At 48.3% G+C, this 23,093-nt stretch carries 19 protein-coding genes and 4 tRNA genes; 7 read left to right on the top strand and 16 right to left on the bottom strand.

Features of this window, described 5'->3' with window-relative positions; all coding sequences use genetic code 11:
* Positions 1 to 52: 52 nt before the first annotated feature.
* The 6 genes from C3B51_RS17515 to C3B51_RS17540 form a co-directional block, all read right to left on the bottom strand.
* Positions 53 to 126, bottom strand: a tRNA-Cys gene (locus C3B51_RS17515).
* 33 nt (positions 127 to 159) lie between these two features.
* Positions 160 to 235, bottom strand: a tRNA-Gly gene (locus C3B51_RS17520).
* 216 nt (positions 236 to 451) lie between these two features.
* Positions 452 to 997: a CDP-diacylglycerol--glycerol-3-phosphate 3-phosphatidyltransferase gene (pgsA, locus tag C3B51_RS17525; protein WP_046005759.1), complete on the bottom strand. Its 546-nt coding sequence runs from the start codon at positions 995 to 997 to the stop codon at positions 452 to 454.
* A 43-nt stretch (positions 998 to 1,040) separates the two neighbouring features.
* Positions 1,041 to 2,864 (bottom strand): excinuclease ABC subunit UvrC, encoded by a 1,824-nt coding sequence (gene uvrC, locus C3B51_RS17530; protein WP_130245896.1) that lies wholly within the window; start codon positions 2,862 to 2,864, stop codon positions 1,041 to 1,043.
* Positions 2,865 to 2,901: 37 nt separating this feature from the next.
* Positions 2,902 to 3,552 carry a UvrY/SirA/GacA family response regulator transcription factor gene (gene uvrY, locus C3B51_RS17535; protein ID WP_010385932.1) on the bottom strand — a complete coding sequence of 217 codons (651 nt, stop codon included), beginning with the start codon at positions 3,550 to 3,552 and terminating at the stop codon, positions 2,902 to 2,904.
* Between the two features lie 182 nt (positions 3,553 to 3,734).
* Entirely contained in the window at positions 3,735 to 4,901 is a 1,167-nt protein-coding gene (locus tag C3B51_RS17540) for a dicarboxylate/amino acid:cation symporter (RefSeq protein ID WP_130245897.1), read from the bottom strand.
* A 213-nt stretch (positions 4,902 to 5,114) separates the two neighbouring features.
* Here C3B51_RS17540 and C3B51_RS17545 point away from each other — a divergent pair, with 213 nt between their 5' ends.
* The 5 genes from C3B51_RS17545 to C3B51_RS17565 all read left to right on the top strand — a co-directional run bounded on the left by C3B51_RS17545 (position 5,115) and on the right by C3B51_RS17565 (position 12,133).
* Positions 5,115 to 7,424, top strand: coding sequence for a carbohydrate binding family 9 domain-containing protein (locus C3B51_RS17545; RefSeq protein WP_130245898.1), 2,310 nt, complete (start codon positions 5,115 to 5,117; stop codon positions 7,422 to 7,424).
* Positions 7,425 to 7,625: 201 nt separating this feature from the next.
* Positions 7,626 to 8,594 carry a cysteine synthase A gene (cysK, locus tag C3B51_RS17550; protein WP_046005763.1) on the top strand — a complete coding sequence of 323 codons (969 nt, stop codon included), beginning with the start codon at positions 7,626 to 7,628 and terminating at the stop codon, positions 8,592 to 8,594.
* A gap of 192 nt (positions 8,595 to 8,786) precedes the next feature.
* Positions 8,787 to 9,692, top strand: coding sequence for a substrate-binding periplasmic protein (locus C3B51_RS17555; RefSeq protein WP_206074729.1), 906 nt, complete (start codon positions 8,787 to 8,789; stop codon positions 9,690 to 9,692).
* Positions 9,693 to 9,783: 91 nt separating this feature from the next.
* Entirely contained in the window at positions 9,784 to 11,163 is a 1,380-nt protein-coding gene (locus tag C3B51_RS17560; RefSeq protein WP_130245899.1) for an MATE family efflux transporter, read from the top strand.
* A complete protein-coding gene (locus C3B51_RS17565) occupies positions 11,150 to 12,133 on the top strand; it encodes an AraC family transcriptional regulator (protein WP_130245900.1) in 984 nt (327 codons plus the stop codon). Before C3B51_RS17560 ends, C3B51_RS17565 begins: the two co-directional genes overlap by 14 nt.
* On the opposite strand, the gene queE is transcribed toward C3B51_RS17565, so the two are convergent.
* Positions 12,126 to 12,791 carry a 7-carboxy-7-deazaguanine synthase QueE gene (queE, locus tag C3B51_RS17570; protein ID WP_125719206.1) on the bottom strand — a complete coding sequence of 222 codons (666 nt, stop codon included), beginning with the start codon at positions 12,789 to 12,791 and terminating at the stop codon, positions 12,126 to 12,128. The two genes, C3B51_RS17565 and queE, sit on opposite strands and share 8 nt — an antisense overlap.
* 230 nt (positions 12,792 to 13,021) lie before the next feature.
* Here queE and queC point away from each other — a divergent pair, with 230 nt between their 5' ends.
* Both queC and C3B51_RS17580 read left to right on the top strand, forming a co-directional pair.
* Complete coding sequence (queC, locus tag C3B51_RS17575; protein WP_125719204.1) at positions 13,022 to 13,678, top strand: 7-cyano-7-deazaguanine synthase QueC; 657 nt, start codon at positions 13,022 to 13,024, stop codon at positions 13,676 to 13,678.
* Positions 13,679 to 13,808: 130 nt separating this feature from the next.
* The gene (locus C3B51_RS17580) at positions 13,809 to 14,039 is read left to right on the top strand and encodes a hypothetical protein (RefSeq protein WP_125719202.1); all 231 of its coding nucleotides are present in this window, start codon (positions 13,809 to 13,811) and stop codon (positions 14,037 to 14,039) included.
* A 55-nt stretch (positions 14,040 to 14,094) separates the two neighbouring features.
* Here C3B51_RS17580 and C3B51_RS17585 read toward each other — a convergent pair whose 3' ends face one another.
* From C3B51_RS17585 to ftsH, 9 genes are all read right to left on the bottom strand, one after another.
* Positions 14,095 to 15,072, bottom strand: coding sequence for an ATP-grasp domain-containing protein (locus C3B51_RS17585; RefSeq protein ID WP_125719200.1), 978 nt, complete (start codon positions 15,070 to 15,072; stop codon positions 14,095 to 14,097).
* 112 nt (positions 15,073 to 15,184) lie between these two features.
* Positions 15,185 to 17,083, bottom strand: a complete 1,899-nt coding sequence (locus tag C3B51_RS17590) for a UvrD-helicase domain-containing protein (protein ID WP_165389185.1) — start codon at positions 17,081 to 17,083, stop codon at positions 15,185 to 15,187.
* A 195-nt stretch (positions 17,084 to 17,278) separates the two neighbouring features.
* Positions 17,279 to 17,364, bottom strand: a tRNA-Leu gene (locus C3B51_RS17595).
* 80 nt (positions 17,365 to 17,444) lie between these two features.
* Positions 17,445 to 17,530, bottom strand: a tRNA-Leu gene (locus tag C3B51_RS17600).
* Positions 17,531 to 17,540: 10 nt separating this feature from the next.
* Positions 17,541 to 17,888, bottom strand: coding sequence for a preprotein translocase subunit SecG (secG, locus tag C3B51_RS17605; RefSeq protein ID WP_125719196.1), 348 nt, complete (start codon positions 17,886 to 17,888; stop codon positions 17,541 to 17,543).
* A gap of 4 nt (positions 17,889 to 17,892) precedes the next feature.
* Positions 17,893 to 18,636 (bottom strand): triose-phosphate isomerase, encoded by a 744-nt coding sequence (tpiA, locus tag C3B51_RS17610; RefSeq protein WP_125719194.1) that lies wholly within the window; start codon positions 18,634 to 18,636, stop codon positions 17,893 to 17,895.
* A gap of 79 nt (positions 18,637 to 18,715) precedes the next feature.
* Positions 18,716 to 20,056 (bottom strand): phosphoglucosamine mutase, encoded by a 1,341-nt coding sequence (gene glmM, locus C3B51_RS17615; RefSeq protein WP_125719191.1) that lies wholly within the window; start codon positions 20,054 to 20,056, stop codon positions 18,716 to 18,718.
* A complete protein-coding gene (folP, locus tag C3B51_RS17620) occupies positions 20,053 to 20,898 on the bottom strand; it encodes a dihydropteroate synthase (protein WP_130245902.1) in 846 nt (281 codons plus the stop codon). Before folP ends, glmM begins: the two co-directional genes overlap by 4 nt.
* Positions 20,899 to 21,155: 257 nt before the next feature.
* Positions 21,156 to 23,090: an ATP-dependent zinc metalloprotease FtsH gene (ftsH, locus tag C3B51_RS17625; RefSeq protein ID WP_130245903.1), complete on the bottom strand. Its 1,935-nt coding sequence runs from the start codon at positions 23,088 to 23,090 to the stop codon at positions 21,156 to 21,158.
* Positions 23,091 to 23,093: the final 3 nt, after the last annotated feature.

A 23,093-nucleotide genomic window follows, 5' to 3' on the forward strand; every position in this document is an offset into this window, starting at 1 on the left:
TTCCACCACCCGGGCATCGGGCTGCTTTCGCATGTGGAGTTTGTTGAGAAAATGGAGGCGGAACCCGGAGTCGAACCGAGGTAGACGGATTTGCAATCCGCTGCATGGCCACTCTGCCATTCCGCCACACTACTCTGACTAAGTCAGACAAAGAGAAATTGGAGCGAGTAACGAGGTTCGAACTCGTGACCTCAACCTTGGCAAGGTTGCGCTCTACCAGCTGAGCTATACTCGCACTCCGAAAGGGTTTGAAAGCGTTTACGCTAAATCCCATTTAAATTCAAAACTTTCAACATATTGAAGTGTTTTGAACTTCTCTTTTTGTTAGGCTGTTGCCTCTCAACACGGACGCATTCTACAGAAGTTCCGGGAGGCGTCAACATAAAAAATGAAGCTTTTTAATCGTTTGCTTATTTTTTATCTAAAACGCTTTGTATTCAGCCAAAGAATACTAAGATTTAACCAATTCAGTACGAGCAGCATAGAAATACTGCACCATAGACACCACAGTCAGCAAAGTGGCAATGGCTAACAATGCATAACTTAGCATCACCATCCAGGGCGCAAACTGCCAAATCAAACCAATAATGGCCAGCATTTGTGCAGCGGTCTTAAACTTGCCCATCCAGGACACCGCCACATGACCACGCTTACCCTGCTCTGCCATCCACTCTCTGAGGGCTGAGATAACGATTTCACGACTAATAATGACAATGGTAGCAATGGTCATAAACATGTTTTGATAATGCGTTGCCAGCACCACCAGCGCCACACTCACCATCACTTTGTCGGCTACGGGGTCTAAAAAAGCGCCAAAGGGCGTTGACTGTTCCAGCTTGCGAGCCAGGTAGCCATCAAGAATATCGGTTACCGATGCCAGCCAAAAAATAAAAGCGGCAGCAAAAAATGCCCATGAATAAGGCAAATAGAAGATCACTGCAAATACAGGAATAAGTAACAACCTAAATGTTGTGAGCGTGTTTGGAATGTTCCACATAACTACTAAGAGAGACTCTTTTTTACTATGTTCGCATGAACGCTTAAGCTTTGTCATGCAAATGGTTAAATATCTTTTCAGCCAGCTGAGGGCTGATCCCGGGCACTTGTTTTAGTTGTTGTATATTGGCGGCTTTTACGCCCTGCATTCCTCCAAGGTATTTAAGCAGTGCCTGGCGTCGCTTCAGGCCTACGCCTTCAATTTCTTCCAGAACGGATTGCGTGCGTTGTTTTTGACGCTTACTTCTGTGTCCCGCTATCGCAAAACGGTGAGACTCATCACGAATATGCTGGATCAAATGCAGTGCCGGAGAGTCGCTTTCCAGGTTAATGGTTTTGCGTCCGCCATCGATCAGCAGAGTTTCTAACCCTGGCTTACGGCTGGTGCCTTTTGCCACACCGATAAGCATTGGCAACTTCTCCAGTGTCCAGGATTCGAAAAACGACTCTGCTCTGGACAGCTGGCCTTTACCGCCATCGATAAAAATAATATCGGGCACTTTATCGGGATCTGTGACTTTGCCGTAGCGTTTGTTTAATGCAAATGCCATGGCCGCGTAGTCGTCTCCCGGCGTAATACCCGTAACATTATAACGGCGATATTCTCGATTGTTAGGCCCTTGCCCGTCAAACACCACACATGATGCCACGGTGTTTTCTCCCATGGTATGACTGATATCAAAACACTCCATGCGGTTGATATCCGACACGCCCAGCGCCGCCTTTAGTTTGGCATACCGTTTGTCGATAGAGTCCTGCGCATTTTGCTTCACCATAATGCTGTTCAGGGCATTCTTGTTGGCAAGCTCCAGATACTGCGCACGCTCTGAGCGCGCATTCACCCTGAGCTGAACTTTGCGCTCGGCAACCTGTGTCAGCGCTGCGGCCAGGTCGTCCAGCTCAGCAATGTCGAACGGCAATACAATATCTTTGGCTATCCGGCCATGACTGCCAGTCGACACATAATACTGGCCGACAAAACTGGTGAGGATCTCATCTCGACCTGAATCTTTGGGAATTTTTGGAAAGAAGGTTTTTGATCCCAGCACTTTATGCTCGCGGATCATCAACATATGAATGGCGCACAGGCCGTTAAGCTGTGCAAAGCCGATTACATCCATTTCAGCGAAATTACCCGCAACAGACTGTTGCTCCTGCATCTGACGCAGCAGCGCGATTTGATCCCGAAACTTGGCGGCTGCTTCAAAATTCAGCGCCATGCTCGCCTGCTCCATTTTCCCGACCAAAGTCGCAATCACCTGATGTGATTTACCGCTCAGAAACTGGCGTACCATATCAACCTGCTCGGCGTAGTCTTCGTCACTGACTTTCGCCACACAAGGCGCTGAGCAGCGCTTCAGTTGATATTGCAAGCAAGGCCGACTGCGCGCCCGATAATAAGCGTCTTCGCATTGTCTGACGGGGAAAATTTTCTGCATCAGTCGCAAGCTTTCCGACACCGCAGCACTGCTGGGGAAAGGGCCAAAGTACTCGCCCTTTTTCTTTCTGGAACCACGATGAAACGCAAGTCGGGGATGGCGATGATCGGTCAGTAAAATATAAGGATACGACTTGTCATCGCGCAACAGAATATTGTACCTGGGTTGGTACTTTTTGATCAGGTTGTTTTCGAGCAGCAAGGCTTCGGTTTCGGTATTCGTCAAAGTGACTTCGATATGACGAATATTGCTCACCAGAACCCGGGTTTTAGCATCCGGTATATTGCTGCGAAAGTAGCTACTGACGCGCTTTTTGAGGTTTTTGGCTTTACCGACATAGATCACCTGGTGGTCTTCGTCATACATACGATAGACACCAGGTTCCGTGGTCAGCGTTTTAAGAAACGCCTGACTATCAAACACTGCCATGGCTGAGAATTATCTCTATTCAGAACAACACGCTCACCTAGTGAGAGCTGTCGATATCAATCATTTTGTGGCGGATCGCCAGGTGTGTTAACTCGACATCACCGCTGACGTTAAGCTTCTCAAACATGCGATAACGGTAGCTGTTGACCGTTTTTGAGCTCAGGTTGAGCCTGTCTGCTATGTCCTGCGCTTTTTCACCTTTGGTGATCATCAGCATGATCTGAAGTTCACGATCTGACAATGACTGGAACGGGTTTTCATCCACTTTGCCGCTAAACTGCGCCAGCGCAATTTGCTGTGCAATTTCAGGGGCAATGTAACGTTGACCGGCATTCACAGCACGGATTGCATTGATCATCTCATCCGGGCCGGCACTTTTGGTTAAATAACCGTGTGCACCAATCTGCATAACCTTGCTGGGAAACGGATCTTCGCAATGCACAGTCAGCACAATCACTTTTACATCCGGACAGTAGCGACAAATTTTCTTGGTTGCTTCCAGACCGCCAATACCTGGCATATTCATATCCATTAATACGATATCAGGTTCACTCTGACGACAATAACTGACCGCCTCTTCACCCGTTTTAGCCTCTCCGACCACTTTAAACCCGCGTACATCATCCAGAATACGCTTAATACCGGTTCTGACAAGTTCATGATCATCAACTAAAAGTACGTTAATCAACGGGTAACCCTCACACTAGCCTTGGTAACGGCAATAACTGCCAAATGTCGTCTATATAATCGTCTGATTATGCATGCATAATGCCTGCATTATGCTTTGCAAGGGTAACACAGAAAATTGCAAAGCATAATCAATTCGAGTTTCTACTTTAGGTAAAAACAGCCTTTAGTATTAGAGCCTGGCTATGAATTGCCATGCAACCTCAGGTCCTGCTCTGAGAAACGGTCTACCCACAGGGCAATAACACCATCGCCGGTTACATTACAGGCTGTACCAAAGCTATCTTGTGCCAGATACAAGGCAATCATTAGAGCAACGGCACTTTCATCAAAGCCCAGCATAGTGCTCAGCAGACCCAGTGCCGACATCACTGCCCCACCCGGCGCACCCGGTGCCGCAATCATAACGATGCCCAGCATAAAAATGAAAGGTAACATCTGGCTCAGAGATGGTAATGTCATCTCAGGTGAAAGCAGCATCACGGCCATCGTACAGGTCACTATGGTGATTGTTGACCCTGACAGATGAATAGTGGCGCATAAAGGTACTGTGAAGTTGGCCACTTCTTCTTTCACATTATTTGATTTACTGGCACGCAGTGAAACCGGAATGGTCGCTGCGCTGGACATAGTACCAATGGCGGTAAAATAAGCTGGCAGCATATTTTTAATCAGTTCAAGTGGATTGCGCTTTAGTAAGATGCCTGAGCTGATATACAAAAATGCCAGCCACAGCCAGTGCATCGCCACAGCCGCCAGTAGCACCACGCCAAACGTGCTCAGCGTATCTGCCACGGTACCCGCAACAGCCATTTCTGCAAATACACCGGCAATATAGAATGGCAGTGCAGGAATAATCACTTTAGCCAGCAGCGCATCAATCACATCACGCCCCTGATCAACCACTTGCTTAAGCTGAGTCAGGTGAAGCTGACTGATCCCTATACCGAAGACAAATGCCGTTGCCAGCGCCGTCATGACCCCCATCAGCGGCGGCACTTGCAGCTTAATAAGGCTTTCTATTTTAGTGGCCTCTGCAGCCTGGTAAGCAACACTGCCTTCAAACATGGGCACAGCCAGACTAACTAGAAGGACGGCCAGAGTACCGGCAATGACCGTAGAGCCGTAAGCGAAGCCAACAGTCTTACCTAACAAATGGCCAGACGCCTTGGGTAATCCCGCAATACCGGATGCGATATAAAACAAGATGATCAGTGGAATAGTAAAAGAGATCAGCTGCCCGATGATGACCTTAACGGTATAAAGCAGTTCGACCATCAGCATAGGCAAATAAAAGCCCGCCAGTACACCGGCGAAAATACCGGCGACAAGTTTTAAAATAAGAGACATACAACACGCCTGATTGAAAACAGATTCGCCTTTTTACCATGGAATGACAATGCAGGTACATAGTTCTGCGATATGACTTGACCAACTGTTCACAAAACATAAATAAAATACCACTCAACCCGGCCACTTTGCTGTTAAACGCTAAACAATTGTTCACACTGTATCTCTGGTATTTAATGCGCCATCAAAGTTGTGCTATCAAACCCACTAATAATGTTAAATAAAGTTTTAAGCTCACTCTCAATCGTTGCACCCTGCCTGTGGTTCAGTGCTCCCAGCCTTGCCGCCGAGCCTGCCATTCCTTATATCAATGCCAGCGTGAACATCGACGGAAAAATAGATGAAACCGTATGGCAACAGGCAAAGCTCATTGCCATAGACAACGTCACCTGGCCATACGAAAATACGCAAAGCCCGGTGACAACCAGTGTACGGGTATTTGAAAATGGTCAGTCGTTGTTTCTGGCCTTTGATGCCAAGGACCCCGACCCAGCCCAGATCAGGGCGTTTTTCCGCGACCGGGATCGCGGCTGGAACGACGACCTCGTCGGCATAAAAATTGATTCTTTCAACAACGGCCGCAGTGCTTATCAGTTTTTTATTAATCCCCTTGGTGTCCAGCAGGATTCCATAGAAAACGTACTCAGTGGCAGCGAAGACAGCTCCTGGAACGGTATCTGGGATTCCGCAGGCCAGATTAATGACTCAGGCTATGTGGTTGAAGTAGAGATCCCACTGCGTGTGCTCAACTTTGACGACAGTCAGGACACCAAAACCATGGCCATGGAATTTTTGCGTTTTTATCCGCGCAGTGAGCGACTGCGGATTTCCAGTATGCAAATTGCCCATGAAAACCAGTGCTGGGTGTGTCAGATGCCAGCATTCACCGGGTTTTCTGGTGCCAAACAAAACAGCAACCTTGCCGTGATCCCGGCGATGGTGGTCAGTCAGCAGCAAACCAGAGACATAGACGGCAGCACTATCCCGGACTGGGAAAACGACACTAACTATGAGCCAGGACTGGACGTTAAATGGGCCATTACACCGGATACCACTTTAAACGCCACGCTGAACCCGGATTTTTCTCAGGTAGAAGCCGACAATGGGCAGCTCAGTGTAAACAACAGCTTTAGCTTATTCTTCCCGGAAAAACGCGCATTTTTTCTCGACAATGCGGACTATTTTTCCTCCCATATTAACCTGCTACATACCCGAAACATTGCCGCGCCCGATTATGGTGCTAAATTAACCGGCAGCAAACAGGGCCACACCTATGCCGCTTTTGTGACTAACGATGAGTTTACCAATGTCATGGTGCCGGGCAATTTGGGCTCCAGTGTGGTTTCATTAGAGCAAAAAAGTGAAAACGCAGCACTGCGCTACCGATATGATGCCAACGAGACGCTGTCTGTGGGCGCCTTAACCACAACCCGGCAAAGTGAAGACTACAAGAATCAGTTGCTCAGCTTGGATGGTAAGTACGAGCCCACCGCAAACGATACCTTTAAAGCACAGATCCTGACTTCAAAAACCGACTACGACCCGGCCATGGTAAAAGAGTTGTGCGACGACGAAACGCTGGAAAACTGTGAAATAGACGAAAGTGTGTTGCGTACTCAACTTGAGGATGACAACCAGGGTCTGGGCTATATGCTCGACTATCGTCATAACCAGAAGCACTGGAAAGCCTTTGCCAGCTATCGCAACTATGACGCTGCACTGCGCGCCGACATGGGCTTTTTATCTCAGGTCGATTTCAATAAATTCGTCACCGGCTTTGAATACCGCTGGTATGGTGATGAACAGACCTGGTGGAACCGCACCCGCTGGTATACCGACTGGGATATCAGCCACAATGAAAATGGCGAACTGCTGGAAAAAGAAATTCAGAGTAACATAGCCATCAGTGGTCCGCTGCAAAGTACCATTGACTTTGGCGTTGATCATCGTAAGCGTACCGGTTTACGTCATGACGAATCCAGCCTGGCCATTGACGGCAATACCGATCTGTTTAGCGAAAACACTCAGTGGATCTATCTGGAGAGTAAGCCCGCGCCGGGCGTGTTCAGTGGATTGACGCTACGCACAGGCAACCGTGTCGATTTAGCCAATAACCGTATGGCAGATGAACGTTATATCCGCCCTTTACTGGACTTTTACCTTGGCCAGCATTTTGAGGTGCGCCTGCGTCACACCTATCAGAAACTCACCGCTGATGGCATGGAGGTGTTTACCGCAAACCTCAGCGACATACGTTTTACTTATCAGTTTAACATCAACAGCTATCTGAGACTGGCCTTCATCAAAACGGATATTCGCCGCAATCAGGCCAACTATATCGACGATGTAGACAGTCAGTACAAACGCCTGAGTACGCAACTGCTCTACGCATATAAACTGAACCCGCAAACCGTGTTTTTTGCAGGCTACTCAGACAATGGCTATCAGGATGACGACCTGAGCAAAATCAGCAAAGATAACAAGACGTTCTTTGCCAAGTTCAGCTACGCCTGGTTGCTGTAAAGCCCGCTGCATACAGCCAATCAGAGATGCAAAATCTGCTTGGCTGTATATTGCTCTTTTATTATACATATTTATTTTTTTATTCCATCAAGGCATAAGCCTTTTTAATATATCTTATAGCCATTCTTTCCTTTCGTTTTGCTACAACCCCAGTAAAGTGTGACTAGTATTAAATATCCTTAGCTCATTCAAGGGAAAATTATGTCGAACGTTTTTGCAGATAACAGCCTGTCTATTGGCAACACCCCGATCGTTAAACTTAACCGTGTAACCGGTGGCAATGTCTTTGCCAAGATTGAATCTCGTAACCCGAGCTTCAGCGTAAAGTGCCGCATCGGCGCTTCCATGATTTGGGAAGCTGAAAAAGCCGGCTTGCTAAGCGAAGGCAAAGAACTTATCGAGCCTACCTCAGGTAACACAGGTATTGCACTGGCATTTGTTGCTGCATCGCGCGGTTACAAACTGACACTGACTATGCCAAACACAATGAGCCTTGAGCGCCGTAAACTGCTTAAAGCCCTTGGGGCAAACCTGGTACTGACCGAAGGTGCCAAAGGCATGAAAGGCGCCATTGAAAAAGCCAATGAAATCCTCGCTGGTGACCCTGAAAAATATGTGCTGCTACAACAGTTCGAAAACCCGGCTAACCCGAAAATCCATGAAGAGACCACAGGTCCTGAAATTTTCGAAGCAATGGACGGTGCGATTGACTACTTCGTTGCAGGCGTGGGCACTGGTGGTACGATTTCAGGTGTAACGCGTTACCTGAAAAAAGAAAAAGGCCTGGACGTTAAGTCTATCGCGGTAGAACCTGTTGACTCAGCGGTTATCTCTCAGGCGCTGGCAGGTGAAGAATTGAAACCTGGTCCACACAAAATTCAGGGCATTGGCGCAGGCTTCATTCCTGGTAACCTGGACCTTGAACTGCTGGATGGGACTGAGCAAGTATCTAACGAAGATGCGATTGCCATGGCACATCAGCTAATGAAAGATGAAGGTATCTTAGTGGGTATTTCATCTGGTGCAGCGGTCGTTGCAGCAAAACGCCTTGCTGAGAAGCCGGAAAATGCGGATAAAAACATCGTGGTTATCCTGCCAAGTGCGACAGAGCGCTACCTGTCGAGCCCACTGTTCGCCGATGAATTTTCGGAACAGGAATTAGTGCAGTAATCTAAGCACACCGTACCTGTCAGACTAATTGTCTAGAATAAGGCCAGCAAAATGCTGGCCTTATTGTCTTCTTCCCTTCCTTTTAGCGTGATAATGTCTAGACTTAATGAATAATAGATGTAGCCAAAAAGCAAACTCATCGCTTTATTTTTAAACGCTTTTATCTTAACTGTGGGCACCGGGAAACACGTTATGAAAACACTCACCAGGGTCGTATTGTTGCTGTTACTGTGTAGCGCTTCTCTGAGCACCTTTGCCAGCCTGAACGTTGGTTATTTCAAGCAAGGAAAGTACATCATGGTTCAGGGAGAGCAATACCGTAACGGCTATCTCTATAACAAGAGCGGCGACAAGCCACTGTTGCATCTGGTGACGCTGGACTGGCCGCCTTATATCGGCGATCAGTTATGTAATAAAGGCTGGGTGTTTCAGTTTACCATCTCGATACTGGCCGATCAGGATTACCCTGTTTATGTTGAATTCCTGCCCTGGGCAAGGGCCGTTAAGGCTGTTGAATCAGGCCGGGCAGACATTCTTTTCCCCGAGTACTTTATCGAAGATGCCTCACCATCAGACAACTACCAGGGCAAAACACGCCGCGAGTTACTGGCACTGTCTAACGCCTACCCGGGCGGAGAAATCGCCCTGCTGAAACGCCGCGGTGAGGCAGACAACTTTGAGGGCAACCTTAATGCACTCAAAGGGGCAACCATAGGGGTAGTGCGTGGCTATCAGAATACCCCGGAATTTGACGCCATGATGGACAATAATGAGTTTGTGATTGTTGAGGCCGTTGACGACCTGCAACTGGTAAAGCTGCTGGTAGGCAAGCGCGTTGACCTGATCATTGGCGACCCTAAAGTACTGCGCTTTACCGTAAGCTATTCAGATCTGAGTAAATCAGAAAAGGTGACTTTGTTAAGAGGGCTGGAAAACGTGGAGCCCGCTTTGCGATACAATAACCTTTATTTTGCGCTCAGTAAGGCCAAGCCTAACTGGCGGGGCGTACTCAACGACATCAACAAAAGCCTTTACTTATTCAAGAACAGCGGCGAAACCAATCGCATTATCGAAATGGGCAGCTCTGAATGTTATTGAGCAAAGATGCTCACTGCGCAAGATTTGAATATTTTTCCTGGAAGAAGGCCAATAGACTAGCCTGACTTTCATTTAGTTCAGGAAAATAGCCATGTCTGTCAACCACGACGAGGCGTCTCACGGCGCTGAGCGCCTCGCAAACGAGCCTGTAATAAGCTTGTTTGTTAAACACTTTATTCCAATCTGTATTGGCATGCTTGTCATTGGTCTTTATAACCTTATCGACGGCCTTTTTATCAGCCATTTTGTTGGTGAGCAAGCACTGGGGGCCGTTGCCATGGTGTTCCCCATACAAATGGGCATTGCCGCTCTGGCTGCCATGCTCAGTGCCGGTATGGCCACGCTCGTTACGCGCCAGCTGGGTGCCCAACAGCGTGCAAAGGCGGGACTGATAATAGGCCATACATTACAAATCGCCGCCGCCCTGAGCACAATACTGCTGCTTTTAGGCTGGCTCTACCCACTGGAAATATTAGACTGGTTGAGCGTACAGGCGGTATTTAAAGCTGATGCATATGCTTACCTGCACCCCATAATCCTATTTAGCTTTGTTACCATACAGCTGCCTGTACTTGGTGACATTTTCCGTGCTGAAGGACAGCCGCAAAAGCTAATGCTGTTAATGTTAACGGCCTCAGGGCTCAACATCTTACTGGATTACGTGTTTATTGCCGTATTCGATTGGGGCGTGTCGGGCGCAGCTATTGCCACAATCACATCACAGGCCGCCGCATTGGTCATGGCCATTTTTATGCTTAGGCGCTCAAACAAACTTAGCCAAATTCACTTTGCATTTAAGCCAGGTAAGTGGCTAGCCATTTTGGCTACCGGCGCGCCCATACTGATCACTCAGCTATGTCTTGGCTGGCAAACCGCGCTCATGAATATTCAACTGATAAAGATAGCCGATGAAAACTGGCTGATAGCATACGGCATGTTAAGTCGGGTGCTGGCCTTCGCGACCCTGCCCCTGGTTGCTATGCTGGTCACCTTTCAGACTTTGTGCGCATACAACTTTGCCGCACAGAATATGGCCCGTGTACGCAAATCGATTAAAATAGCACTGCTGTCGATGGTGCTCTATGCAACACTACTGATCCTTGTTTTAGTCGGGTTTGCCTTTAGCATTATGACCTGGTTTACCGAGCAGCCTGAGCTTATTGCAAAGGGCGAGATCATAATACATTCGGCACTGTGGGGCTTACCACTCATTGCTTTTATGCTGCTCGCCAGTGGTTTTTATCAGTCTATTGGCGATACACGCCGGGCCAGCTTTTTTAGTGCACTCAGAGTCTTATTTGTGTTTACACCTTTGCTGCTGACTTTGCCATTGTGGTTTGAGCTTAATGGGATCTTTATGGCGATTGTCGGTGCCGACGTTATCGCCGCACTGGCCACCTGCACTCTGTGTTGGATTCACTACAAAAAGACACGCTTAAATCGATTGGAAGTTTCTAATGCAGCATATTAAACAGCACAACAAGCATCGCGACTTGTATTTCGAACGGTTAAAGCCCGTGGTCGCTTACATCCACAACCATCCAGACCAATCCGTTACGCTGGAACAGGCGGCTGTGCTCAGTCATTTTTCCAAATATCACTTTCAGCGCATCTTTTCTGCTCTGATGGGAGAATCACTGACGCAATACAGTAACCGGGTACGGCTTGAGCGCGCCGCCTCTTTGCTGTTTTTTCATCCAGATAAAAGTGTCACGGACATTGCGCTGGATTGCGGCTACTCAGGCAGCGCCAACTTTGCGCGCTCTTTTAAAGAGCACTATGGCATTACGCCAGTCAGTGTAAGAAAAACAGAGCGACTAAGAAAACAACTGGCAAATAGCCTGACACCACAAAAGATAAACGTAGAATTACTCATGCAGCTGCAAGCTGAAAGGGTGTCAGTAAACCCACCTGCGCTTAACCCAACTCCGGAGCGGATCATAAACATAGACTCGATGACGCTGTGTACACTCAGAGCACCTCGGGGTTATCACCTCGACGGGATCTGGCAGTGCTGGGAGCAACTTAAGCTGTGGGCTCAGACACATGATCTGGACCCGCAAACGACGACTAAACTTGGATTCGGTCACGATAATCCGCTATTTACCCCGCTGGACAAAGCCAGGTATGACGGAGCGCTGGTGATACCGGTCAGATTAAAATCAGCCGTTTTGAGCCCTTTCAGGCTCAGCACCTTAGCGGCGGGTCAGTACGCTGTTTTTCGCTATCACGATTTGCTGGGGAATTTGCTGCCGTTTCAGCTGGCACTGTATGCCGCCTGGTTACCAACCAGTGGCTTTGAGCCGGACGATGCGCCGTTAATCGAACACTACAATCAACCCGCTGAGCGCAACAACGAGGCAGACCCTGCAAGCCACGTGATTGCGCTGGAGATTTGGCTAAAGGTGAAACCGCTGGCTAAAGCAGCACCGGTTAGCTGATCCCTATGTATTTATGTACTTGCACAGATAAGCGCCAGTTTTTCTGTTTACAGGTATCGATTGCCAGCTTAGTGGCTTTGGCCTTCTGGCTGATAGGTTGCAAATAAACCAGCTTAGGTTGCACGCCGGTTTGCTCAAACAAGGCCTCCAGCTCTTCCACATGCTTTTCCATCGCGACCGGATGCTTGATTTCATCCGCCCTTTGCATGGCACTGGTCAGCACTTTGTAGCCTCCGCGCATATTGATTTTTGGAGAGACCGTGACCCAGGTTTCTTTCGGAACCAGGATCTCAAAGGTGCCACTGGTTTCAACCTGAGTATGGTACCCGTTTGCATGTAATGCGTCACACAAGGGGTTGAGGTCGTACATACAAGGCTCGCCGCCTGTGATCACAACATGCTTTGCGGTGTAACCGCGCTCTTCAAACAAAGCTAGTAATTGCTCAGGTGTCGCATTGGCCCAGTAGTCGGAGTCCGCTTTCTTTTCGACTGTTTGTTCAAGGCTCACAAGATAAACCGGATCGACCTCCCAGGTCTGCTTGGTATCACACCAGGCGCAACCAACAGGACACCCCTGCAAGCGCACAAAAATGGAAGGCACGCCAGTGTGGCTGGCTTCACCCTGGATGGTTTCAAACACTTCATTGATCTTGTACAAAACAGCTCCGAACTCACTTTACATCCCGGGATCAAACCGGATACATGACGATTTAACAAGGTTTACATTTTACATTGGCGACAGCCACAACACTGAAAAACAGGCATTATCTGACCCGTCTGATTGTCATTTTTTCAGCGGCCGTGTAGTATATCGCGCCCTGACATAAACCTCTATTAAAATTGCGAGCAATGTCAGTGAGTATTCGAGCACATAAACGAGGCAAACCAATGAGCGAAAAAGTCGTTGTTATTTATTCCGGTGGTATGGATTCATATACGGTCCTGAACAAAGCACTCAAGTCAGGCTATGAGGTCTATGCACTGTCTTTTAATTATGGCCAGCGCCATGTGAAAGAGCTCGAAGTTGCCCGCCAGGCCTGTGATGAACTCGGCGTCGCGCATAAAATTGTCGATATTTCCGCTATCAATCAGCTGATCGGCGGCTCATCACTGACTGATGATATTGATGTTCCTGAAGGCCACTATGAAGAAGAAAGCATGAAAAGCACGGTGGTGCCGAATCGCAATATGATCTTACTGTCTCTGGCCGTGGGCTATGCGGTGTCGCTCAAGGCAAGCAAAGTCTTCTACGGTGCCCATTCTGGCGACCACGCAATTTATCCGGATTGTCGCCCCGAGTTTGTTAAGAAAATGGACGACGTCTGTCGTATCGCCAATTACGAAGAAATTGAAATTGTCTGCCCTTATCTGAACAACACTAAGATTGAGATCCTCACTGACGGCCTGAAAATGGGACTCGACTACAGTAAAACCTGGACCTGCTATAACGGTCGTGAAAAAGCGTGCGGCAAATGTGGCGCCTGTCAGGAGCGCCTGGAAGCCTTTTCACTTAACCAGGCAAGCGATCCTTTACCTTACGAATAACCCCCTCCTTCATAAAATGGGCGCCCTGTGTGCCCATTCGCTCAATCACATCTTGAAACAGATCAAGCCAAGATCTCTGCCCGATAGTTTGCTAACCTAGGGCCATCAAAGTGAAAAGGGAGCTACAGGTATGTCTGGCACGACCATGGTTTTTTTAATTGTTTTAGTGGCAGTGGGCTTTGGCGTTATCCGCGATATCTTTGCTAAGCGCCTTGAAATGAAAAAACTCGACGGCATGAGTGCGGCCGAAAAGCAGGCCATGCAGGATGAAATTAAACAACTCAAAGCGCGCGTAGCCACCCTGGAGCAAATCATCACCGATGATGGCTATCAGGTTGCAAAAGAAATCAACAAGCTGTAGATACCAGCCAATCTGTGCTGACTGGTATCATCTGAGTCATTAAAACGGCTTAAGGCTAAGCGCTCGTTGCCGCAGGTTGTGATTTAGCAGCCGACTTTTTGGTCTCAACAACCACTGGTTTTTTCTTATCGAAGATCCCTAAGCGAATGCGGATAAAGTGCAGAATTTCCCGTGCCACATCCACATCTACAGCCGCTTCGAGCCCTTCAAAACCAGGACTTGAGTTGGCTTCACAGATCTTAAAATGTTCTTCATCAAACAACAGATCAATCCCCGCCATATCCAGGTTCAGGATATTGGCCGTTTGAGTTGCCAGCCATTCGATCTCCGGGGTGATCGGGTGAGACAGGCCTTTTGCGCCCGCACTCACGTTGGCCTTAAAGTTCGCACCACCAGAATTGCGCTCCATACAGGCAACCACCCGGCCGCCTATCGTCAGTACTCGTAAGTCTCTGCCATGACTGGATTTAATAAACTTCTGCAAAATAATATTGGCTTTCGGGCTGGTCGCTTCAATAAGCTGCATCAAATCGTCAAACTCACTACGAGACTTAGATAAGAACACCCCACTGCCCTGCGAACCAGAAAGCGTTTTTACGACTACAGGAAAACCAATTTGCTTTTCTACCAGGTCGATATTCACCGGGAATTTTACCAACATGGTTTTCGGCGTAGGCAAATTCTGCTGTGCCAGGATCTGTTGCGCAAACAACTTATCCTTAACCGTTTCGATGGCTTCTGAGCTGTTAAAGCAATGCACACCAAGGCGCTCCAGATGGCGAATGATCGCCAGCGCAAAGTAGGTTGTGCCTGCGCCCATACGCGGCAGCACAAAGTCGGGCAATGAGACCGGCTCGCCATCGATCAGAACACTCTGATCGTCTTCCCGGGATACCAGCAGATCGAACTGATCGGGAGAATACACCTGCAGATCAATATTCTCTTCCTGAGCGACTTGCAGCAGTCGTTTGATCTCATAAGTTTCAGGTTTTAGCAGGGTCGCTGAGTCTTTGTATATAATCCATCCGCGCATTGGGGCTCTCTGTTGTTGCTCGTGTTTCAAAGCGCGAATTATGAAAAGCTGCGGATACAAAGTACAACAAAATTATTTTCTCGTCAGGATAAGAAAATTCCTGCCTGGCGTATTAGTCCAGCAATGCCAGTGTTTGTTCAATGAACGGGCTTGGATCGTCAGGTACCAGTAAGCACACCTGCTTGCGCGCACGGGTCAGTGCGACATAAAACAGCCGGCGCTCTTCAGCATCCAAAAATGTCTCAGCCTCAGGCAATAGCGCCTCGATAATAGCGGCACTTTGCTGCCTGGCAGGCACACTATTGCTGTGTAATCCCAGCAGAATACAAAAATCCGCTTCTTTGCCTTTAGCACCATGAAAGGTCAGTGCCGTTATCCGGGCACGCACAAAGCGCTGTGAGAGCGCGGCAAGTGCTTCTGCTGAGGGCAAATACTTGTGATTGCGTGCCAGCAGCAGTACCGTGCAAGGCTCAGCCGTGAGATCCATAAACCCATCTATTGCTGTGCTTAACGCATTGTCATTGTCCGGGCGCGCTATCAGTGCCGGGCAGGTTGCCACCTTGCTCGAATTAACCCGCTTCATTAATTGGTTCGGATTCTGACAAACAAACTCGCTGGCAATATCCAGTAACTGCTGAGGATAACGAAAAGTCATATCGAGCTGCTGAATGGTCGCCTCACCAAAGTGCTCGGCAAAATGCGTTGTCATGGAGATATCACCACCGCTGAAGCGGTATATCGCCTGCCAGTCATCGCCCACGGCAAACAGGGCATACTTATCGTTTTGCGCCAGTAAAGCTTTCAGTAAAGCAGCTCTTAATGGAGAAATGTCCTGGAACTCATCGACCAAAATGACGTGCCAGGGGCTTTTGAACTGGCCACTGCGAACCAGCTCAATCGCGCGAGTGATCATATCATCGAAGTCGATGCATTGTTCTTTTTGTAAATAGAGTTGGTAGTCGGTGAGCACTGGCCGAAAACAGCTGTTCCAGAGCTCAAACTCCTGACTAAGTGACTGAACTTTGCCCAGAAACAGTGCCTGCTTGTAAAAACTCAGCGCCTCAGAAAACTGACGAATAAGCTTTTGCACCGGATGAGAATCCAGATCCAGTTTGTCACAGTCCTCAGCCGCGCCGAACTGGCGCTTAAGTAGTGCAAGTAAATCACGCTGATAAAGCGACTCCTGACAGAGCGATGCCAGAGTCTCGGCTATAAACTGCGCTCTGGCGGTGTCATTTTGACTGAGTGCAGACAGTTTTGGTTTACAGCCCTCTGAGCGCGCAATGATCTCCAGGCCAAGGCTATGAAAAGTGGCACATTCCACATTCACCTTACTATGACCGAGCCTCTGCTGCATTTCAGCTGCAGCCTCTTTACCATACGCCAGCATCAGCACTTGCTCCGCCGTGGCCTGCTGCGAGTGTAACAGGTAAGCAGCTTTGGCGACCATCACACTGGTTTTGCCAGTTCCGGCCCCCGCTAGCAATAGCTGACGTTCATCCTGTACCACACAGGCGCGACGCTGCGCCTGAGTAAGTGGTTGACCACATATGGCGTCGAAAAAGGTTGCATAACGAGAAAGCTGAGCCTGAACATAAGCTTCTCTGAATTGCGCCAGATCGGCTTCCTGCCACGCATTGAGCTCCGCGACTGTATACTGGGCTTGCTGGACGACCTCAGGCAGAGCAAACTGACTTTGCCAGCCACTCCAGTACTTTGCCAGTTCACTAATGACGGAGCGCGTTGTAGCCCAGTAGCGTATCGACAGATAACGATATTGTAAAAGTTGTTCGATAGAGGTAATCGAACTTAGCAGGCGGGCTTTGTGCGTGTTTACCCAAAGTGTCTCTAGTTGGGGTTGCACCTCTGGACTCAGCGACTTTTTCAGTCGAACGGTCAATACTCTATTGCCGTCGTGACACACCAGACGCGTACCCAGCCAATCGACAAGCACAACAGGTGGCTGACATTGTTGCGTCCAGGTCAGTAACTCTTCACCGCCAGAGCGCATTATCTTTATTCCGTTCGCGCCTATCTCAACGGACTTAACGCTATGGAATACTCGGGAAATGAAATGAGCAGAAAAATGCATACAAAGGAGAACAAACTTATTTCTTTCATTGTAACTCAATAAAAGCAGAATAGAGCAGCTAAGTAATTTAAATTTAGGAGATTTATGAATCTGACAGGACTTTGAAGTACCGATTGGTGCGAATGGGGGGACTTGAACCCCCACGAGCTATGCTCACCACCCCCTCAAGATGGCGTGTCTACCAATTCCACCACATTCGCAATTCGGTGTAATGCATGCGTGCTTGACGCTTATGTTCTCTTTGATTATGAGAGAGCCAGTGCATTGCTGGCTCTGAGTTTGGTGCGAACGGGGGGACTTGAACCCCCACGAGCTATGCTCACCACCCCCTCAAGATGGCGTGTCTACCAATTCCACCACGTTCGCTAAGTGTTTTTTAGTTCGGGACGTCTGAGTTGTTTTGAGACTCTTCTGACGCAGGTACATCTTCAGAAGCCGGAGCAACGGTTGTTGCTGGTGCTTCCAGATTTTCCCATTGATCAGCCTGCTTGATTTGGCTTGCAGTCATACTTCCCAATACAATACTTAGCACGAAGAACACAGTTGCAAGTATTGTTGTTGTTTTGGTCATGAAGTTACCAGCACCTGATGAACCAAATACGGTTGCCGACGCGCCAGCACCGAAAGATGAACCCATGTCAGCGCCTTTGCCCTGCTGAATCAAGATCATTCCGATCAAAGACAGCGAGACAACCAAATAAATAACCAAAAGAATCTCGTACATTTACTTATCCCTTTGCACTTTCGCAGATAGCTTTAAAGCTTTCAGGTTTGAGACTTGCTCCGCCGATTAGGCCACCATCAATATCTGCCTGTGCGAATAATAATTCACTGTTACTTTCATTAACACTGCCGCCATAAAGAATGCGCAGTGCGTTTGCAACTTGTTCATCATAACCAGATAACAAGTCGCGTATATACTTGTGTGTCGCCTGGGCTTGCTCTGGTGTGGCTGTTAAACCGGTACCTATAGCCCAAACTGGCTCGTATGCTATCACAGAATTTGCCAGTGATGCTATGCCTAATTTTTTTATTACAGCTTCAAGCTGTTGTTTAACAACTTCTTCTGTTTTACCTTCCTCTCTTTGCGCTTGGGTTTCACCAATGCACAAAATAGGCGTCAGGCCGCTTTGTTGAGCTTGAGCGAACTTGTTCGCGACATCTTCATCCGATTCGCCGTAGATACTACGTCTTTCAGAGTGTCCTACCAAGGTGTAGTTTGCGCCTAAAGATTTAACCAGTGTAGCTTGTGTTTCACCCGTGTAGGCACCAGACTCAAACTCCGACACAGTTTGTGTGCCGCAATTCAGACCTGCAGATATTGCCTCTGAAAGCAAAACCGCCGGAGGAAAGATTAATACCTCACGCTGTTCGCCTGAGACTTGCGTACTCACCGCGGCAATTTCTTTTATCAGCTCGCTTGAGCCGTTCATTTTCCAGTTGCCTGCGACGATTGGCTTTCTTTGTCCCATGTAGTACTCCGCATCAGAAAGCGGGTGAGATACTAACGCCACTCACCCTAAGTTACAAGAAAAAAATGTGGATTTTGGTTTAGTTGCTCACAGATTCAACGACTTGAGCGATTTTGGTGGCAAAGTCAATAACTTGCTTCTCTTGCTCGGCTTCAACCATGACACGAACAACCGGCTCGGTTCCTGACTTTCTCAGCAGTACTCGACCCTTATCTGCCAGTTCAGCTTCCACCTCTTTGACGGTTTGCTTAACTACATCTGCTGAAACAGGATCGGTGCCTTTGGCATAACGCACGTTGATCATTTTCATCGGATATTTCACAAACCCGGCGCCCAAGTCTTTCAGTGTCTGGTTTTGTGCAACCATGGCAGCCAGTACCTGTAAGCTAGACACAATACCATCCCCTGTCGGGATAAGGTCCAGATTCAGCACATGGCCAGAGCTTTCACCGCCAATTGTCCAGCCGTGTTTCTGGAGCTTGCTCAAGACATAACGGTCGCCAACTTTACTGCGCTCAAACGGAATGCCTTTTTCTTTCAATGCATTTTCAAGACCCATGTTCGACATCACAGTACCGACCACACCGCCTTTTAATTGTCCGCTACGCTGAGCCTGAGCCGCAATGATGTAAACAATGTCGTCACCATCAAAGACACGTCCGTTGTGATCCACCATCATCACGCGATCACCATCACCATCGTAAGCAATCCCGACATCCGCCTGATGCTCCAAAACATGACGTTTTAGTGCATCAACGTGCGTTGCACCGCACTTTTCGTTGATATTAACCCCGTTTGGTTCACACGCAGTACAGATCACCTCTGCACCCAATTCACGCATCACGGCTGGTGCGATGTGATAAGTGGCGCCATTGGCACAGTCTAAGACAATTTTCAGTCCCTCTAGCGATAACTCATTCGGGAACTGGCCTTTACAGAATTCAATATAACGACCGTCGGCGTTTTCAAGTCGTCTTGCTTTGCCCAGTTTATCCGAAGCCACGCAAGTCATTGGTTCATCGAGCATAGCTTCAATTTCTAACTCAACTTCGTCTGGCAGTTTCTTGCCGTCCCCACCAAAGAACTTAATACCGTTGTCGTGATAAGGGTTGTGTGACGCACTGATCACAATGCCCGCTTCAGCACGGAAAGTTTGCGATAAGTAGGCGACGGCAGGTGTTGGCATTGGGCCAAGTAACACGACATTAATGCCCGCAGCGATCAGACCGGCCTCTAAAGAAGTTTCCAGCAAATAGCCAGAAATGCGTGTGTCTTTACCAATTATTACTTTTTTGGTACCAGACTTAGACAGCACTTTACCTGCCGCCCAGCCTAGCTTGAGCGCAAATTCAGGCGTGATGGGAAATTCCCCTACCATGCCACGTACACCGTCCGTACCAAAATATTTTCTAGTTGTCATTTATATACTCCATGGGTTGCTGCGCGCCAAACCCGCAGCACATCATTGGTTTCTTTTACATCATGAACACGTATGATCTGCGCACCTTGTTGAGCACTTAGCAGTGCCCCACTCAGGCTTGCAGCCAAGCGCTCATCTGTATCCCGATTTAGTAATTTGCCAAACATAGATTTGCGGGATAACCCGGCAAGAATAGGAAGTTCTAGTTCAGCAAAATATGATAACTGCCCTAACAGCGAAAAGTTGTGCTCCAATGTTTTGCCAAAACCAAAACCTGGATCAATTATGAGGCGCTCACGCACTATCCCAGCCTCTACACAGCAAGCGATGCGTGACTCGAAGAAAGCACGAATATCTTGGAATAAGTCCTGGTAACTCGGCTCAAGCTGCATAGTCCGGGGCTGGCCTTGCATATGCATCAGGCAGACCGGTACATCGTGATAACGTGCAGCGACATCCAATGCGCCAGGCTCCTGCAACGCCCGAACGTCGTTGATTATGTCGGCACCCGCTTCAATCGCAGCCGCCATCACTTCGGCTTTACTGGTATCAACAGAAATAATGCAATCAGACTGGGCTCGCAGGCCTGCTATGGCAGGAATCACGCGCTCAAGCTCTTGCTCCAGTGCCACATCAGGTGCCCCTGGTCGTGTAGACTCACCACCGATATCAAGCATGCTAGCGCCTTGCTCAAGTAAAGATAAACCATGTTTGACAGCGCTGTCAGCCTTGGAATACTTGCCGCCATCTGAGAAAGAGTCAGGAGTTACATTCACAATGCCCATTATCTGGGGTGTAGAAAGGTCAAGTGTGCGACCACGAGGAAGTCTAAGCTTAAGCATATTTCGCCTGTTGAATTGCTTGTATATAAGCATATTTTATAAAAAACTGCCACATTAAGATAGTAAGTGCTCGCTGGTAAGAGCCTAACTGCCGCTGTATGAATGGCTGCTTACTTAAATCAATTCGCTATAGTGCAACTGAGCACAGAAAAGCGTGAGAGATATTCTTGCTCATTATGTGAGCTTACATGGTGCTTAGCCTATAAAAAAACCCCGGCTATAGCCGGGGTTAATCAACACGCTTATTTTAGCTCAGATCACAGCTTGTCATCAAGCTCAGACCCTGGCGCCGAGGGATTTTCGCTTTTTTCAACATCATTGCTGGTGTCGGCCGAAGCGCCCGTATTACCGTTGTCTGTTGGTTTACGGTCATGGGCATCTCTGGGTGGACGTACTTCTTTTCTTTCCATCAGATCATCAATCTGGCCTGCATCGATTGTTTCGTACTTCATCAATGCGTCCTTCATTGCATGCAGAATGTCCATGTTGTCTTTCAGAATTTGCTCCGCTCTATTGTAGTTACGGGTTACAAAATCTTTTATTTCTGCATCGATAAGCTTAGCTGTTTCATCAGACACACCTGCCATGCGTGATGAGCCGCCACCCATGAACATTTCCCCTTGCTCTTCCATGTACATCTGCGGGCCCAATTTAGGGCTTAAGCCCCATTGCGTGACCATCTTACGTGCAATGTCAGTAGCCCGTTCAATGTCATTACTGGCTCCCGTTGTTACCTTGTCATCACCATAGATGATGGCTTCTGCAATACGGCCACCATACAGGCTGGACAGCATAGACTCCAGATGCTCTTTAGAGTGACTTACTCTGTCTTGCTCCGGCAAGTACATAGTGACACCCAGCGCTCGGCCACGCGGAATGATAGATACTTTGTAAACCGGATCATGTTCTGGCACTAAACGACCTACAATGGCATGTCCCGCTTCATGATAGGCAGTCATTTCTTTTTCTTTCTCAGACATCACCATAGACTTGCGCTCTGCGCCCATCATGATTTTGTCTTTCGCAGCATCAAACTCAGCCATGCTGACTTTACGCTTGTTACCACGGGCCGCAAATAACGCAGCTTCGTTAACCAGGTTTGCCAAATCGGCACCCGAGAAGCCAGGCGTACCACGCGCAATCACTGATGCCTCAACGTTTTCGTCAAGCGGTACTTTACGCATGTGAACGTTCAGGATTTGCTCACGACCACGTACATCAGGTAAGCCAACCACAACCTGACGGTCAAAACGGCCTGGACGGAGTAATGCCGGGTCAAGTACGTCAGGACGGTTTGTCGCAGCTATAACGATAATACCTTCGTTGCCTTCGAAGCCATCCATTTCAACCAGCATCTGGTTCAGCGTTTGCTCACGCTCATCGTGACCACCACCCATACCGGCGCCACGTTTACGGCCTACCGCATCGATTTCATCGATAAAGATAATACAAGGCGCAGCTTTCTTAGCCTGGTCGAACATGTCGCGCACACGAGATGCACCCACACCAACAAACATTTCTACGAAATCAGAACCTGAAATGGTAAAGAATGGCACTTTTGCCTCACCGGCCACCGCCTTAGCAAGTAGGGTTTTACCCGTACCCGGAGGACCTACCATTAACACGCCTTTAGGAATATTGCCGCCCAGCTTCTGGAACTTGGACGGATCACGCAGGAAGTCTACCAGTTCAGTAACGTCTTCTTTTGCTTCATCACAGCCCGCAACGTCGGCAAACGTTGTTTTGACCTGATCTTCGCCCATCAGACGCGCTTTGCTCTTACCAAATGACATGGCGCCTTTGCCACCACCGCCTTGCATCTGACGCATGAAGAAAATCCACACACCAATTAGCAACAGCATTGGGAACCAGGAAATGAATATATTCGCCAGGAAAGATTGCTCTTCTGGTGCAACCCCTTTTACGTTTACGTCGTTCTTAAGTAAATCGTTGATCAGGTCATCATCATACAATGGCATAATGGTTTGGAAACGCTCACCATTGTTTTTGATCCCTGTAATTGTGCCAGCTGTCCGGTCGATGTTGACGTCGCGGACAACACCGCTACGTACTTCGTTCACAAACTGAGTGTAACTAGTCTGGCGATCTGCTTGTTCGCCACCATTGAAGCTCTGAAACACGGTCATTAGCACGACTGCTATCACCAACCAGAGTATTAAGTTCTTCGCCATATC

Origin of the sequence: Pseudoalteromonas rubra (genome assembly GCF_004212645.1) — a bacterium.
GTDB classification, from domain to species: domain Bacteria; phylum Pseudomonadota; class Gammaproteobacteria; order Enterobacterales; family Alteromonadaceae; genus Pseudoalteromonas; species Pseudoalteromonas rubra_G.